Origin of the sequence: Winogradskyella sp. J14-2, from assembly GCF_001971725.1 — a bacterium.
GTDB lineage: Bacteria > Bacteroidota > Bacteroidia > Flavobacteriales > Flavobacteriaceae > Winogradskyella.
In genome coordinates this window covers 1,729,080-1,744,785 of sequence record NZ_CP019388.1, presented here as the reverse complement: position 1 = coordinate 1,744,785, position 15,706 = coordinate 1,729,080, and the positions used below count along the sequence as shown (strand labels likewise).

Here is a 15,706-nt window from a genome sequence, read left to right as displayed (position 1 = left end):
ACCTACTATTTTTAGTTGCTTGCAGAAAAATATTTTATACTTTTGCTGATCTGTTTTGCTCAAGTGGCGGAATTGGTAGACGCGCTGGATTCAAAATCCAGTTTCTTCGGAAGTGTGGGTTCGATTCCCACCTTGAGTACTTCATGGGACAAATCGATTTTTTTCGATCTGTCCCTTTTTTTGTTCATTTGCAATCCCTTGTTAACACTGGCAATTTTGAGCAATATAGGGTTGATATCGGTGGTTCGAACTTTGTTTTCCTCAAATTGAAACTTTTCTGGGAACATCGAACCGACGAGCTGTCTTTTGAGCTCTATATTACTGTCAATGAAATACTTATCAAAGGATTCGAGTTTTTTAAGCCCTTTTTTATAGGCGTCCAAAACCTCTTTGAATTTGTTCAATGAAGCTTCAACTTCTTCCAGATCATTTAATCATTTTTGATAACGAAGCTTGGTTGTTTTGTACTCATTGGAATCAAATTCACCATCGAGATACAAGTCCTGTTAACCTTGCTAATTTCTGTTCTTGGGATTCTTTTTCTTGATAGTGTTTTGGGCTTAGTTTTTTAGAGCTAGTCTGGTCCTTTAATCGTTTTCGATTATTCTGGTCAACAACCTTTGGGCATTCTTGTTCAATGACAGCTATGAAAGGATGCATTGAATCAGTTTTCAAAACACACAGAATTACGCAAAGGATTACTGAGCTAATCTCGTAAATCGTGTTACAATAGTATTATAAATTTACATCATAAAAATCTTCTATCATTACTGCAGTTTCATTATACCCTTTAAACACTTCAAAAGTTTTTCCTTGAGTACGTTTAGCTCCCATGGCACTGCTGTATTTTATACTTTTTATGTAATCAACTTATTCTTAAACAGATTAAAGCCAATGCCGCCTGTAAAAGAGTCTCCGCAACCAGCGGCATCAACAACGTTGTCGACTTTAATGGATGGTATTTTTTGGGGCCATAAAATTACGGTCATTATTATAATAGTGCATCACTATCTGAATCTATGGTAACATAAACTGTTTTAACGCCTATGTTGAGACAATACTTACCAAAATCAATAAGTTTATCTCTATCGATTTCATGGTTGTTTTCAAGTTGCTCTAGCATATATTCTTTTTCAAATTTACTACAATTAGCCTTTTAGGGATTCATTTTTAACACATCAATGTAGGGTAACCAACGGTTTCTATCTGTCAAAATTTCATTGGTCAATTTCCTGTTATAGTTAAAGTGTTGGTAGGACCATGAGCATCAAATTACTACGAATGTTGCTATTATCCTTGATATACTTTAGAGTCTCTAGATGAACCTCAAAATCTATAACAGCGGCAACTACAATTACGAAGCAATCCATAATGTCTTTTATATCTTCTGGTAAAATAGGATACATAAAAGTGGTCTGCTTTTCCGTATGCTCGTTTAGATCGAAAAACTTTAAATGGATAATATCGCCTTGGTCTGCTTCTGAATTGAAATAGGACGTATCGATGTTTTTATGAGGTTCAAAAATTGTCTTTACTGAAAGTTCATCAACTTTCCTTATATGTGAAACAGGAATCATAATGCTATCATTTTCAACAGAACAGATATAGCTATAGCTGTGCGAGTTGCACAACCGAACTTTTGAATGTGTTCAATATGGTGCGTGATTATGTAATCCTTTGGAATCGGGCTAATACGGTAATGTTATTTTATTTCATAAATCGTTTAAAAGAATTAACTATTCCTTTTTTAACATATCTACTGTAGCTACCGTCCTAAAACCTACATGGTCGGAGCCTGAATCTTCACTTGTTCCCATTCGTGCTGAAATCCGATAGCTTGCACAATAGGACGCGTGGCATAAAAATGAACCACCTTTCATAACATGTTCTAGTTGATAAGGATTATCGGGACTGTAAGCTGTTTCTGCACCTTTAGGATTAACAATTGCCTTTGTAGTATCTGCTTGGCTATAATAATGTACATTGAATAAATCGCTCGTCAATTCCCAAACGTTCCCTAGCATATCATAAATACCAAGACTGTTTGGTGGATATGATTTTACAGGTGCGACCAATTCAAAACCGTCAACACTCTCGTTTTTCACAGGGAAAACACCTTGCCATGTGTTTGCATTTTTGGTTAAGGCCTCAGAATCATTGCCCCAAGTAAAGATGTCATTAGAATTATTGCCTTGTGCTGCAGCTTCCCATTCGGCTTCAGTAGGTAGTCTTCTATTGGCCCATTTGCAATAGGCTAATGCATCCTCGTAAGCGATATGCACCACAGGATAATTATCCTTTCCGTCTATTGTACTTTCTGGCCCTTCGGGATGTTTCCAATTGGCGCCAACTTTCCAAGTCCACCATTGTGCATAATTGCTCATATTGGCCACAGCTTTTACATTTTTGTTAAAGATGAGACTTCCTGGCTGCAATACTGAATCATGTGGTTTTTTAATGCCTTCGGGTAATTCTTTTTTCATCACTTCCCAATCGATAGGTCTTTCTGCAACGGTTATATAATCTGTAGCGTCCACAAACGCCTTAAATGCCTTATTTGTAACTTCAGTAGCATCAATAAAAAAGCCATCTACAGTTACTTTGTGAGCAGGTTTTTCTCTCATCATTGCAAAAGGGTCGTTGGCTTTGGCACCTTGAAGAAATGTTTTTCCTTTCACCCAGACCATGCCTTCGGGTGTGTCTAAATCATTTGGTTTTTCAGCTAAAAGTTGGTAGCCCTCTGTCTCAACTTTTTTTTCTTCGGTATTTGGATTTCTCTTCTTGCCGTTGCCACAACCAAGGGTTAAATGGACCAAAATCAACACAACACTAAACTTAAACGTTGAGAATTTCATAATTTATAATACTATTATTGGAATTTATCTATTTTTAGGAATCAAAACATAACAAATATATAAATTGAAGTTGAAAGCCTATTTTCTTTTTGTAATCTTTAATTGTCTTTGGGTCTTTAGCACGGCTCAAGATAATGTTGAGTTTAGACAATTAAGGGGTAACAATGTACCTACGCCGAGCATTACTTATGCGGTGGATAAAGACAGCATTGGCAATATTTGGATTGCTACTGAAGAGGGTGTTTTAAAGCATAACTCGAAAAACTACAAAATATATAATTCATACAGCGGTCTGCCAGAAATTATGAACAACCGCATAAAGGAAGTCTTTGTAGATACTGAGCAGCGTATATGGATTGGCTCTCAAAAAGGTATAAGTTTATATAACGATTCGTTAGATATTTTTGAATACATTGAAACTGATGAGGCCATAAATCCATCTTTAATCGAAGTCATTATTGAAGATGATAATCATAATATATGGGCAGGTGGCTTTAATGGAATTTGGAAGTATGATGAAGCAAGTAAAAGGTTTCTAAGAAAAGTCTCAAACCATAATATTCAGGCGTTACATTGCCTTAGAAACAAGCTTGTTTTTGGAACCCCAAAAGGTGTTTACCACTATGACCATAAAAATGATAAACTTCTCGAAATTCCTTTAAATACAAATAAAAAGAACATTAGATACATTACCAATATAGATAACCAACTTTTTATCGCGACAAAAACAGGACAATTATATAAAATCAATGATGTTAGGCATACAGTCTCTCGAATAAATTTTGATTTTAATCTATCGGATGCGATTACAGATATCATAAAGGATACTGATAGCACTTATTTATTAGCGACTGATGGCGAGGGTATATTTAAGTTGAATTCTAAATTCAAAAAATTAGATACCTACAAAGAGAATCCAAATGAGATGTATTCGCTTTCGAGCAATGGTATTTATGACATTCATTTAGACCAAGAGGGTATCTTATGGATAGCCACTTATGGTGGTGGTCTAAATTATTTTAATTCTAATATAGCACCTTTTCAAAATATTAGACATAAAATCAATGACCCAAATAGTATTATAACAAATTTTACAAGAGCAGTTTCTAAAGACGCCAACGGAAACTTTTGGTTTGGTACAAAAAAAGGGGTAAGCATTTGGAACAGGTCTAGCAATACATGGCGACACCTCAAGAATCTTTCAATATCCAATACAAACGAGGATGTCATCGTGCTTTCATTAGAACCAGATGGTGATTTTATGTGGATTGGCACCTATAACGAAGGCCTGATTAAAGTAAATATCAATACACTTAGGCCAATACATTGCAATTTAAAATTATCTAATAATTTGGTTGAAAAAGTATACGCAATTCATAAAGACTCAAAAGGTAACGTTTGGGCTGGTGGCATAGAAAAGGACTTAAGCGTAATTTCCACTAAAAATGAAGTAACCACTTATCCTATTCAACAAATTAAGTCCATTATAGAAAGTGAGTCGGGTGACATATTAATTGCGGGACGACAAGGCGTTTACAGGGTTAATCACAACACAGGCAACTTCGGTTTAATTGAAGAATTATTACCTGATAAAAGCGACTTAGCCTATTCAACCATAAACGCTGTTTTACCAACAAAACAAAATACCTATATTTTGGCTACAAATGGTGAAGGCTTACTTTTTTTTAATCCTAAAAATAAAATCATACACAAGCTCAAAATTAGTTCTGGCATGCCCTCAGATATTGTCCAAGGCATCGTGCAAATTGGCGCAAATAACTTTTGGGCCAGTACAACGAATGGTCTGGCACATATCATAACCCGCAAAAGTGATACGCTTATAAATGTTTACGATAAAAAAGATGGACTTGCCAGTACTGAATACAACTATGGTAGCTTCAACAAATTTGATGATGGTTCAATAGTGTTTGGTGGTGTTGATGGCTTAACGTTTTTCAATCCCTTTCAATTAAAAAAAGAGAACTACCAGCCAAAGTTAGTTTTCGACTTTTTTAAGATTGCAAACAAGAAAATTGAGCCAGGAAATCAACCTCTTGATAAGCATATCAACACGACAAAAGCAATAGAATTGACGCACGAAGAGAATGCTTTAGAAATCGGGTTTACAGGTGTATTGCATAGTACACCTTCAAGGGTAAAATATAGTTGGATATTAGAAGGTTTTGATGAGGTATGGAACGAACCCACAACTAAAAATTTTGCCACCTACACCAATTTAAATCCGGGAAATTATACGTTTAAGGCAAAGGCAATTAATAAATATGGTGTACCTAGTAGTGTGAGACAGTTAGATATAAAAATAAATTCGCCTTGGTGGGCAACTAACAAAGCCTATCTTTTGTATTTCTTGTTGCTAATAGGCCTGATTTATGCCATCATTCACTTTACGAGTGTAATCGTTAAAAAGAAAAATGCCGATGAGCAAATCGATTTTTTCAACAATATAACACACGAAATTAAAACCCCTCTGACTATTCTCATTTCATCATTAGATAATGTTACTGAAAAGGTTGGTGATGGTGAGGATTCCAAAAACCGTATTAAAACAACTGTTAAACGAATCAATTCGCTTTTTGAGCAAATGTTGAATTTTCAAAAAGTGACCTCTGCTGATAATCAAGGATTAGATATTGCAGAGGTAGATGTTTATGCGCACATCAATCAACGTATAAAAAACTTTAAGCCCCTAACCGAAGAACGACAAATTAATGTGGTTTTTAATAACGATTGGAATGAAACCCTATATTTCGATAAGGATAGTTTTGATAAGATTATGCTTAACCTTATCTCAAATGCTATCAAGTACTCTCACGAAAACGGAACCATAACTATTAATACATCTAAAACCGTCGATAACCATTTAAAGATTGAAATTATAGACGAGGGATTGGGTATTCCAAAAGACCAGCAAAAGCATATTCTTAAACGCTATTTTAGGGCAAGAAATGTCATCAACAGTCAAAGAGCAGGAACAGGACTGGGTCTCATGATGGTTAAAAAGCTGATTGAAAAAACAGATGGGTCAATAAATTTTATAAGTGAAGAAAACAAAGGAACGACATTCACTTTATTGCTTAAGAATTTCAAAGAGGAATTTCAAAGAAATAATACAAGCAAAAACCTTGACAGCATAAAATCAGAATATGTTGAAATATTAGAAGACCAAACTGAACTCTCGGAATACAGCGACAGTAAAATCTTAATTGTTGAAGACAATGACGAATTAAGAGGCTTACTTTCAGATAATTTAGGTACCTATTTTCAAATCCATGAGGCAAAGAATGGTCTAGAAGGTTTAGAGGTTACTTCCACAATTTTCCCAGACATTATTCTAACAGACCTTATAATGCCAGAAATGGATGGTATGGAAATGGCAAAAAAGATAAAAGACGATATAAGTTTAAACCATATTCCTGTCTTTATGCTTACCGTGCTTCAAAATTCAGAACAAAAGCTCGAAAGTATAGAGACTGGCATTGCAGAATATCTTGAGAAACCAATTGATATTAAGTATTTATTGGCAAGAATCACAAGTACATTAAAGTGGCAACAACAGTTAAGAAAAAAATACGTTCACGATAGCGATGCCGATACCGCAGAAATCTTTAGAAGTAAGAACGACCAAGAGTTTCTTACAAAATTAGAGCAAACCATTGTTGACAATGCGGGAAACAATGATTTTTCGGTTCATGATTTGTCGGCGAGTTTTGGGATGAGCAGGACATCTTTGTATATGAAACTTAAAAACCTGGTAGATCTTTCACCTCAAGATTTTATAATTCATACCAAATTAAAGCATGCTAAAAATTTATTGATAAGAGGTGACTTAAGTATAAAAGAAGTCGCTTATCAATCCGGATTTTCCAATCCAAAATACTTCAGTACGTCCTTTAAAAAGTTTTATAAAATGACGCCAAGCGCATTTATAGAAAGTCTCAAAAAATCATAATTCTAATTTATAAATAATTAAAAAAGGCTTGATTATTGGTTTGTTTTCTGAGGTTCTGACAATTAATAAACCATTTGTGATATATTTTTAGACGTAAGAATAAACCTGTTGGAGTAGTTTAGCAGAAACTAATTATTTCAATCAATGAAAAAACTTTTTTGTACAGCACTTTTAATAATTCCAATGGTGATTTTTGCGCAGACCGAAATTAAAGGGAAGGTCATGGACGAAACTAAATTTCCCCTACCAGGAGCTTCGGTTATCGTAAAAGGCACGATCAAAGGAGGGGTTACCAATATAGATGGTGAGTTTACATTAACTCTGAATGAGACGCCAGCTGTTTTGGTCGTGAGCTATCTTGGTTACGAAACCCAAGAGATTACCGTTACTTCTCAGACCAATTTAACCATTGTCCTTAAAGAAAACCAAGAAGCCCTGGATGAAGTGGTCATCATAGGTTACGGTGAGGTCAATAAAAAAGACTTAACAGGTGCGGTTTCTTCAGTAAAAAAGAAAGAGGATTTGGTAGCGCAGTCTAACAATGTTGAGCAACTGTTACAGGGTAGAGTCGCAGGGGTTTTGGTACAAAGTGCATTTGAACCAGGGGCAGCAAATAGCATCAGGATTAGAGGTTTAAATAGTCTTACAGGTAATACCCAACCGCTTTACGTTGTTGATGGTATCATTGTAGATTCCGCTACGGAGGATACACTAGACCCACTATCAAGCGGTAACAGCTATCTGTCGCCACAAGGCGGTATAACAGGTTTAAGCCCTCGCGATATTGAGAGCATTGAGGTACTCAAAGACGCTTCAGCTACAGCTATTTATGGTTCTCGTGGTGCTAACGGAGTTATAATTATTACCACAAAAAAAGGTCAAAAAGGTGAGGCAAAGTTTACATTTAATACATCGACGAGGTTAGGCTTCGTAACTAATGAAATAGATGTTTTAGGCACAAGGGATTATGTCGATTATCAAAATGATGTAAGAGCTAATCAAGGATTTAATCCAAGCTACTTTGTTTATCCAGATGGCAGTATTGCCAACTTCCAAAACGATGAGCAATTTATGTTAGACAATGCCAATACCATTGAGCGAATAGAGGGAGTAGATTGGAGTGAAGATATATTCAAAATGGCTGTGACCAATAAGTACAGATTGGCGGTTTCAGGCGGTAGTGAAAACTCAGACTATTATATTTCAGGAGGATTTCTACAGAATGAAGGTGTTGTGCCAAGGGCAATTGCCAAGAGTACGGACTTCAATGCCAAATTCAACACCAATTTATCTGGGAAACTAGAATTAAGTACTAAGATAGCGGCACAGCACACTCAAAACTTTGCATCTAAAGGCACTGAAAATCTGGGTGGCACAAGCAATAGTATTATTAGACAATTAGTTTCTGGTGCACCTATAATTGGGCAGGTTGATAATTTTGAAGGCGATGAGTTTGATATTAGTTTAGATGGTCCAAGAGCATGGGTATCTGACTATGATGATGAATCCAAAGAATCAAGATTACTGGGTGCCTTAAAACTAGATTATAAATTGTCTAAGGCTTTTACTTATAGAGTAACTGTAGGTGCAGATTACAGAGTGAAAGAAAGACAAATATGGTTTGGTACAGCTCTGCGTAGAGGTGCATTAGTAAATGGTGAGGCTGGTCTAAGTAATCTTGAGCGTTTTAGATATAATATTGATAACACCTTAATGTTTAAGCACAGGTTTAACCGTAACCATCGCATCAATGGAACAGTTGGGTTTATTATCGACCAGAGGCAATCTACATTTAAAACAGCATCAGCAACCGATTTCCCATTGCAAGATTTAAGGGCGAATGGCATAACAACCGGGCAAAATCAGCAACCTGTCTTTTATTACACCGAAGAAGAGTCCTTATTATCTTATTTAGGAAGGATAAATTATACCATGTTCGATAAATATTTGTTCACGGCAACTTTTAGAGCAGATGGTAGTTCTAAATTTAGAGGCAATAATCGTTGGGGCTATTTTCCGGCATTTGCATTTGCATGGAAAATGAAAGAAGAGAATTTTCTTAAAGATTCTAAACTTATATCACAGGCAAAGTTGAGGTTAGGTTGGGGACTAACAGGTAATCAGGCTATTGACCCTTACAGTACCATAACAAGATTCAACCTTACACAATCACCTTATTCTGATGAAGCTGGTAATCCATTAACGTCTATTGTGCCGCAAAACCTGAGAAATCCCACTCTAAAATGGGAAACAACAAGCCAGTACAACGCTGGTTTGGATTTTGGTTTTGCCAACGATAGAGTCACTGGGTCAGTTGATGTGTACTACAAAAATATATACGATTTATTATTGAATGCACAAATTGCGCCTTCAAATGGTTTTGAAGCGACTTTTGTCAATCGAGGTGAACTAATTAATAAAGGTATTGAATTTGCTATCAATGCAGATATAGTAAGCAATGATGATTTTCAGTGGAATGTTTACGGAAACATTGCCTTTAACAGAAATGAAGTCGGTGACCTAGGATTTCCGCCAGCACAATTCGGCACACAGACGTACAGTGCGTATTTAGGTAGACAGATTTCAGGTGGAAATTTCTTCAAAACAGAAGCCAACATTTTCATTGAAGGAGAAGAACCAGCACTCTTTTATGGTTATGCCACTAATGGTATAGTAAGTAACCAAGAGGATGTTGATAATGCACCAAGTTTTAATGGTACACCAGCGCAATTAGGTGATGTGTATTTGGTTGATCAAAATGATGATGGTGTCATAGACAATAACGATTTAACTATAATCGGTAATCCAAACCCGGATTTTAATTATGGCTTTGGTACTAGCCTTACCTACAAAAATTGGTCATTAAGCGCCTTGTTTAATGGCGTTTATGGTAATGATATCGCTAATGGTAATTTGTTGCGCGAGGCTTATGCAGATAATGCTTCTACTAATGTGAGAAGCGAAGCATACTTTAATGCCTGGACGCCAGATAATCCAGATGGTACTTTCCCAAGAGTCGGTTACGACCTTGCTGATGAAACCGGATTTACAGACCGAATCGTGGAAGATGGAAGTTTTTTAAGATTGGCAAACGTCACCTTAGGTTATAACATTCCTTTTTCAGAAAAATCAATTTTTGATAATGCTTACATATCCTTATCCGGTCAAAATCTCTTATTGTTTACAAATTACAGCGGCTATGACCCAGAAGGTGCCAGTTTTACCTTCGACCCAGGAAGAGTCGGTGTAGATTGGAATTCGTTTCCTAACCAGAAAACCTACTCTATAGCATTAAATCTAACATTCTAAATCAATGGAAATGAAAAAATATATAGCAATTATTGGATTAATCACTTCATTCTTTGTAGTTACAGGATGTGACGATTACTTAGAAGAAGATATCGAGACGTTCTTTGAAGAAGAGCAAGTATTTTCGACCGAAGATGGCGTTGAGGCTGCGGTAAACGGTCTTTACCAAAGTTACTCAGACCCTGGATATCATGGGTCTTCAATACATACCTTTATCAACCCTGTTTCTGGAAGGTTCTTTTCAAATCAAGGTGCTAGTGAAGACGCTACGAGCTTAAATACCTTGCCAAACAATACTTGGTTGACGCGTATGTGGCCACAAATGTATGCAACCATTAATGTAGCGAACACCATTATTTTCAATATGGAAGATTCCCAGCTTGCAAATCGTGAGACTACATTAGGGCAAGCCTATTTTATTCGTGCTGCGACTTATTTTGATTTGGTACGCTATTTCGGTGGTGTACCCATCAAAACCTTACCGGCCAACATCAACGATTTAGATACACCTAGAAGCTCAAAAGAAGAGGTTTACGAGTTAGTGATTTCAGATTTTGAAAAAGCTAAGGAAATGCTTCCAAATCCAGGGGAGTACATTTCAGACCGCCCAGTAAAAACCGCTGCCAATATGTTTTTAGCTAAAGTATATATGACCTTGGCAGGGGAGAACAACGATATGTCTATGTGGCAAGCCGCTTACGACGAAGCTATTCAGGTATACGGACGGTACAGTTTGGTACCTGTATTTGAAGATTTGTTTGATATTACCAATGAGAACACCTCAGAAGCCATTTTCGAAATTCAGTATGGGTCAAACGGTGCAGTCAGAAATTCCGACGTAATCAGAAGTTACACCTTAAAACAACTTTTCGATTACCCAACATTCGGAAGAGTAAGACCAAATAAAGAAGTCTTCGACCAACACTTCAATCAATATCCAGGAGACCCAAGGATTGATGCCACTTTCACTTATGATTCCTACGTTAAAGTAAATGGGAACACGGTAAATCTTTACCCAACCCAAATTAACGGTAATGATGGTTTTACCGCAATAAACAAATATTTGGACCCAAATTTCAATGGCACGACCACAAGCCGAAACATGCTAAAATTACGATATGCAGACTTATTGTTAATGCTCGCAGAAATTGAAAACGAGCTTAACGGTCCAGCCGACGCATACCAATATGTAAACGAGGTATTGGCTAGAGCACGCACACAAGCAGATGGTACGCAAGCAGTAGAACCAGCAGATTGGAGCGGTATGAGCCAGGATATGTTTCGTATGCGTATAATGAAAGAGCGTCAGTACGAACTTTTAGGTGAAAACCACGACTGGTTTGATACCAGAAGAAGAGGTTACGAATATTTCTTGGAAGAAATTATCGAGACACATAACAACTTCCCTAACCTTGGCAACAAGGATTACATTTATCCTGTATCGGTAAAGAACATGTTGTTGCCAATACCTTCAACAGAACTATCAAATAACACCGAGATATCTCAAGCAGATCAAAATCCGGGCTACTAATTTTTTTAAGCAAGCAATGATCAAGAACCTATTTAAATATTTGTCTATTACAATTATCGCAGTGACGGTTATGCTGTCGTGCAATGACAAACAAAAAAAGAATACCTCAAACGAGGAAAATCCACTTTATTTAGATGCTTCATCCTCGTTAGAAGATAGAATAGAAGACCTAATGTCTCGGATGACCCTTGAGGATAAAGCAGCACAGATGAGCCAGTACGTTGGCTTGGAGCACATGCGCAAGGCACTTGGGGATTTATCAGAAGAAGATTTAGACGTCAACGATGCACAAGGTTTCTATCCTGGTTTTAAAACCACAGATATCGCAAAATTGACAAGAGAAGGTAAAATAGGTTCATTTCTGCATGTACTAACCGCTGAAGAAGCTAATGAACTTCAAGAAATGGCACAACAATCACCTTTAAAAATCCCATTACTTATTGGTATAGATGCTATTCATGGTAATGCCTACTACAAAGGTGGAGCAACAGTATATCCTACACCAATTACACAGGCAGCAACATTTGATGATTCTTTAATGGTAAAAGCAAGTCAGCAAACTGCCAAAGAAATGAGGGCTACAGGAACCCAATGGACATTTACACCAAATATTGATGTATTAAGAGATCCGCGTTGGGGGAGAACAGGCGAAACCTATGGAGAAGACCCCTTCCTTGTTGGTAATATGGGTGTTGCCGCTATCAAAGGGCTTCAAGGCAACGATTTTACAGGAGAAGATAAAGTTATAGCTTGTGCAAAGCATTTAATTGCAGGTAGTCAATCAGTTAATGGACTAAATGCTTCACCGACTGATGTGTCAAAAAGAACACTTTTTGAAATGTTCTTACCACCTTATCGTAGAGCGGTTCAAGAAGCAAATGTGTTTTCTATTATGGCTGCTCATAATGAAGTAAATGGTATGCCTGGACATATGGACGAGTTCATGATGACCGATTTAATGCGTAACCGTTGGGGCTTTAAAGGATTTTATGTGAGTGACTGGAATGATATTTCGCGTATCGCAAAATGGCATCATGTTGCTAGAGACTTTAAGGAATCTGTACAATTCTCAATAGGTGCTGGAATGGACATGAATATGCATGGACCATATTTTCAGGATTACGTAGTAGAATTGGTAAATGAAGGTAAGTTAAGTGAAGATCGGGTAAATGATGCTGTTTACAAGATTTTAGAAGCTAAATTTAGATTAGGACTTTTTGAAAATCCATTCATTGATTTAGAGAGTGTAAAATCCGAAATTTTCACTATAGAACACCAGCAAACAGCCTTAGAACAAGCTAGAAAGGGTGTTGTACTACAAAAGAACAATGGTTTCCTTCCGCTTAAAAATGTGTCAGGAAAGAAAATTTTCATTACTGGTCCAAATGCAGACAATATGACAACCCTTGGCGATTGGTCTTCACCACAACCAGAAGATAACTATGTAACCATAAAAGAAGGTTTGGATAATATGGCTGAAAAATATGGTTACGCGACGGAATACTATGATTGTGGGCAACGTTCAAAATGGATAACTGATGAAAATATAGCTGTAGCAAAACAAAAAGCCACAGGTTCAGATATAATCGTTTTGGTTCTAGGAGAAAACTCATACCGTCACGATTGGAAAAATAAAACCACAGGCGAAAATATCGATAGAGCTACATTAAAACTATCAGGCAATCAAATGAAATTGGCCAACAAACTATTTGAGCTTAATAAACCTGTAATAGTCGTTTACGTAAGTGGTAGTCCTATTGCCGAACCTTGGCTAGAGCAACGTGCCAAAGCGGTTGTCAATGCTTGGGAACCAGGTGCATTTGGCGGACAAGCCGTTGCTGAAATCTTGCTGGGAGAAGTTAATCCAAGCGGTAAGTTACCATTAACTGTACCAAGAAGTGTTGGTCAGTTACAAATGATATATAACCATAAACCGACCGCTTACATTCATAAGTATAATACCGAAAAGAAAGTACCATTACATCCTTTTGGTTATGGTTTAAGTTATTCAAAATTTAAATTTTCTGAACCAAGCGTTTCCAAAACAGAATTTGATGGAAAAGATGATACGATTACGGTATCTGTAATTGTTAAAAACACAAGTGAGGTTGATGGAGAGGAAGTAGTACAGATGTACATAAGAGATAACCGAAGTTCTTACACCAGACCAGTTAAGGAGCTAAAGGGTTATAAACGTGTATTTGTAAAAGCAGGAGAATCTAAAACAGTGAGTATTCCAATTACCGCAGAAAGTTTAGCCATGTATGATAAGGATTTCAACTTTGTAGTAGAACCTGGGGATTTTACCATTATGACAGGGAATTCCTCTGCCGATAAAGATTTAAAGATAACAACCATTTCTGTCAACGATGGTTTTACCATTGAAAAAGTAAAATAATATGTTAAAGACATTAAAATTAGGTTTTGCTTGCACATTCCTTTTAGTTGCATGTAAAGAAACCAATAAGGAACAAGCTTATAATACTGTAGAGCAAGTAGAGGTGCAAAAACCAAACATCATCTACATTATGGCAGATGATTTAACCACACAGGCAATAAGTGCTTATGGTGGTATATATAGTGATTTAGCACCAACACCAAATATTGATAGGATAGCCAAAGAAGGCATGCTCTTTCAAGATGTTTTATGCACCAATGCTATTTGTGGACCTTCACGTGCGGCCATTTTAACAGGTAACTATAGTAATCTTAATGGCTACTACAAAAATGAAAGTGGAGGGAAATTTGATGAAACTCAATGGACATTCCCTCAAGAATTTCAAAAAAATGGTTATCAAACCTCCCTTTTCGGAAAATGGCATTTAGGTTCCGAACCTCAAGGATTTGATGTCTTTAAATACCATAATTCTGCAGGTCAACAAGGTCATTATTGGAACCCGGTTTACAACATTAATGGAAAGGACACAAAGGTAAAAGGCTATTCAACCAATTTGAGTACTGATTTTGCGATGGATTGGTTGCAAAATGAGCGCAAACAAGACGATCCATTTTTAATGGTTCTGCAGTTTAAAGCACCACACAGACCATGGCAACCTGATAAGAAGTACGAACAACTTTGGGAAAATATTGAAATGCCATACCCATCAACATTTAATGACAATTATAAAGGCAGAGAGCTAACTGCGGGCAATACTGAGATGACAATGGAATATTTCTCTCGAAGAGATATGAAATTTGAAGAACCAGCCAACCTAAAAGGGAAAGAAAAAATTAAGTGGGCATTTTATGGCGCAAAACCAGGAGAAGTAGTGCAACCAGAAGGCTTAAACGCAGAAGAAGGTAGAAAGTGGAGATACCAAACATATATCAAGGATTATTTAGCTTGTGTGAAATCTGTTGACGATAATATTGGTCGTGTTTTGAAATATTTGGATGAAAATAATTTAACAGACAATACTATTATTGTATTAACATCAGATCAGGGATTTTATTTGGGAGATCACGGATTCTTTGATAAAAGGTTTATCTATGAAGAATCTATACGTATGCCGTTTATGGTAAGGTATCCTAAAGTGGTTAAAGCGGAAAGCGTTAACGATGATATCATTACAAATATTGACTTTGCACCAACCCTATTGGATTTGGCCAATATTGATACAGATCAAAAAATGCAAGGTGAGAGTTTTAAATCAATCTTAGAAGGGCAAACACCTAAAGATTGGGAGCAGGCCATGTATTACCATTATTACGAATTCCCGTATTGGCATCATGTACAGCCACATTATGGTATTAGAACCCAGAAATATACTTTGGCACATTTCTATTACAATATTGATGTTTGGGAATTATATGATCTAGAGAAAGATCCTAACCAAATGAATAATGTTATCAATGACCCACAGTACGCAATCGTGCTTTCACAATTAAAGTCAAAACTAAAGGAATTAATGAAAGAATCTGGCAATGATAAATCCTTGGCAGATTTCAGGAAAATTACCGACACTGATTTTGGCTCGATAGTTGACAAAAAAGATGACGAAACTTCTGTACAAGATGTCCTAACAGGTAAATCTGATTAAC

Annotated in this window: 9 protein-coding genes and 1 tRNA gene; 6 read left to right on the top strand and 4 right to left on the bottom strand. The window is 36.6% G+C overall.

The features are described from left to right. Positions 1–57: 57 nt before the first annotated feature. A tRNA-Leu gene (locus BWZ20_RS08000) sits at positions 58–139 on the top strand. Between the two features lie 344 nt (positions 140–483). Here BWZ20_RS08000 and BWZ20_RS15285 read toward each other — a convergent pair. From BWZ20_RS15285 to BWZ20_RS07985, 4 genes are all read right to left on the bottom strand, one after another. Continuing rightward, positions 484–660 carry a hypothetical protein gene (locus BWZ20_RS15285; RefSeq protein WP_157358360.1) on the bottom strand — a complete coding sequence of 59 codons (177 nt, stop codon included), beginning with the start codon at positions 658–660 and terminating at the stop codon, positions 484–486. 331 nt (positions 661–991) lie between these two features. Next, on the bottom strand, positions 992–1,123 hold the full coding sequence (locus BWZ20_RS15530) for a hypothetical protein (protein ID WP_262508115.1): 132 nt from the start codon (positions 1,121–1,123) through the stop codon (positions 992–994). Between the two features lie 118 nt (positions 1,124–1,241). Next, positions 1,242–1,577: a hypothetical protein gene (locus BWZ20_RS15160; RefSeq protein WP_083677188.1), complete on the bottom strand. Its 336-nt coding sequence runs from the start codon at positions 1,575–1,577 to the stop codon at positions 1,242–1,244. 159 nt (positions 1,578–1,736) lie between these two features. Beyond that, positions 1,737–2,855, bottom strand: a complete 1,119-nt coding sequence (locus BWZ20_RS07985) for a formylglycine-generating enzyme family protein (protein ID WP_076618696.1) — start codon at positions 2,853–2,855, stop codon at positions 1,737–1,739. Between the two features lie 64 nt (positions 2,856–2,919). Here BWZ20_RS07985 and BWZ20_RS07980 point away from each other — a divergent pair, with 64 nt between their 5' ends. The 5 genes from BWZ20_RS07980 (at position 2,920) to BWZ20_RS07960 (ending at position 15,705) form a co-directional block, all read left to right on the top strand. Further along, positions 2,920–6,825 (top strand): ATP-binding protein, encoded by a 3,906-nt coding sequence (locus BWZ20_RS07980; protein WP_157358358.1) that lies wholly within the window; start codon positions 2,920–2,922, stop codon positions 6,823–6,825. A gap of 144 nt (positions 6,826–6,969) precedes the next feature. Further along, positions 6,970–10,134: a SusC/RagA family TonB-linked outer membrane protein gene (locus BWZ20_RS07975; RefSeq protein ID WP_076618691.1), complete on the top strand. Its 3,165-nt coding sequence runs from the start codon at positions 6,970–6,972 to the stop codon at positions 10,132–10,134. 10 nt (positions 10,135–10,144) lie between these two features. Further along, positions 10,145–11,665, top strand: coding sequence for a RagB/SusD family nutrient uptake outer membrane protein (locus BWZ20_RS07970; protein ID WP_198034944.1), 1,521 nt, complete (start codon positions 10,145–10,147; stop codon positions 11,663–11,665). 16 nt (positions 11,666–11,681) lie between these two features. Then, complete coding sequence (locus BWZ20_RS07965; RefSeq protein ID WP_076618685.1) at positions 11,682–14,063, top strand: glycoside hydrolase family 3 N-terminal domain-containing protein; 2,382 nt, start codon at positions 11,682–11,684, stop codon at positions 14,061–14,063. A gap of 1 nt (position 14,064) precedes the next feature. Beyond that, positions 14,065–15,705, top strand: a complete 1,641-nt coding sequence (locus BWZ20_RS07960) for a sulfatase (protein ID WP_083677187.1) — start codon at positions 14,065–14,067, stop codon at positions 15,703–15,705. The last annotated feature ends 1 nt before the right edge of the window (position 15,706 follow it).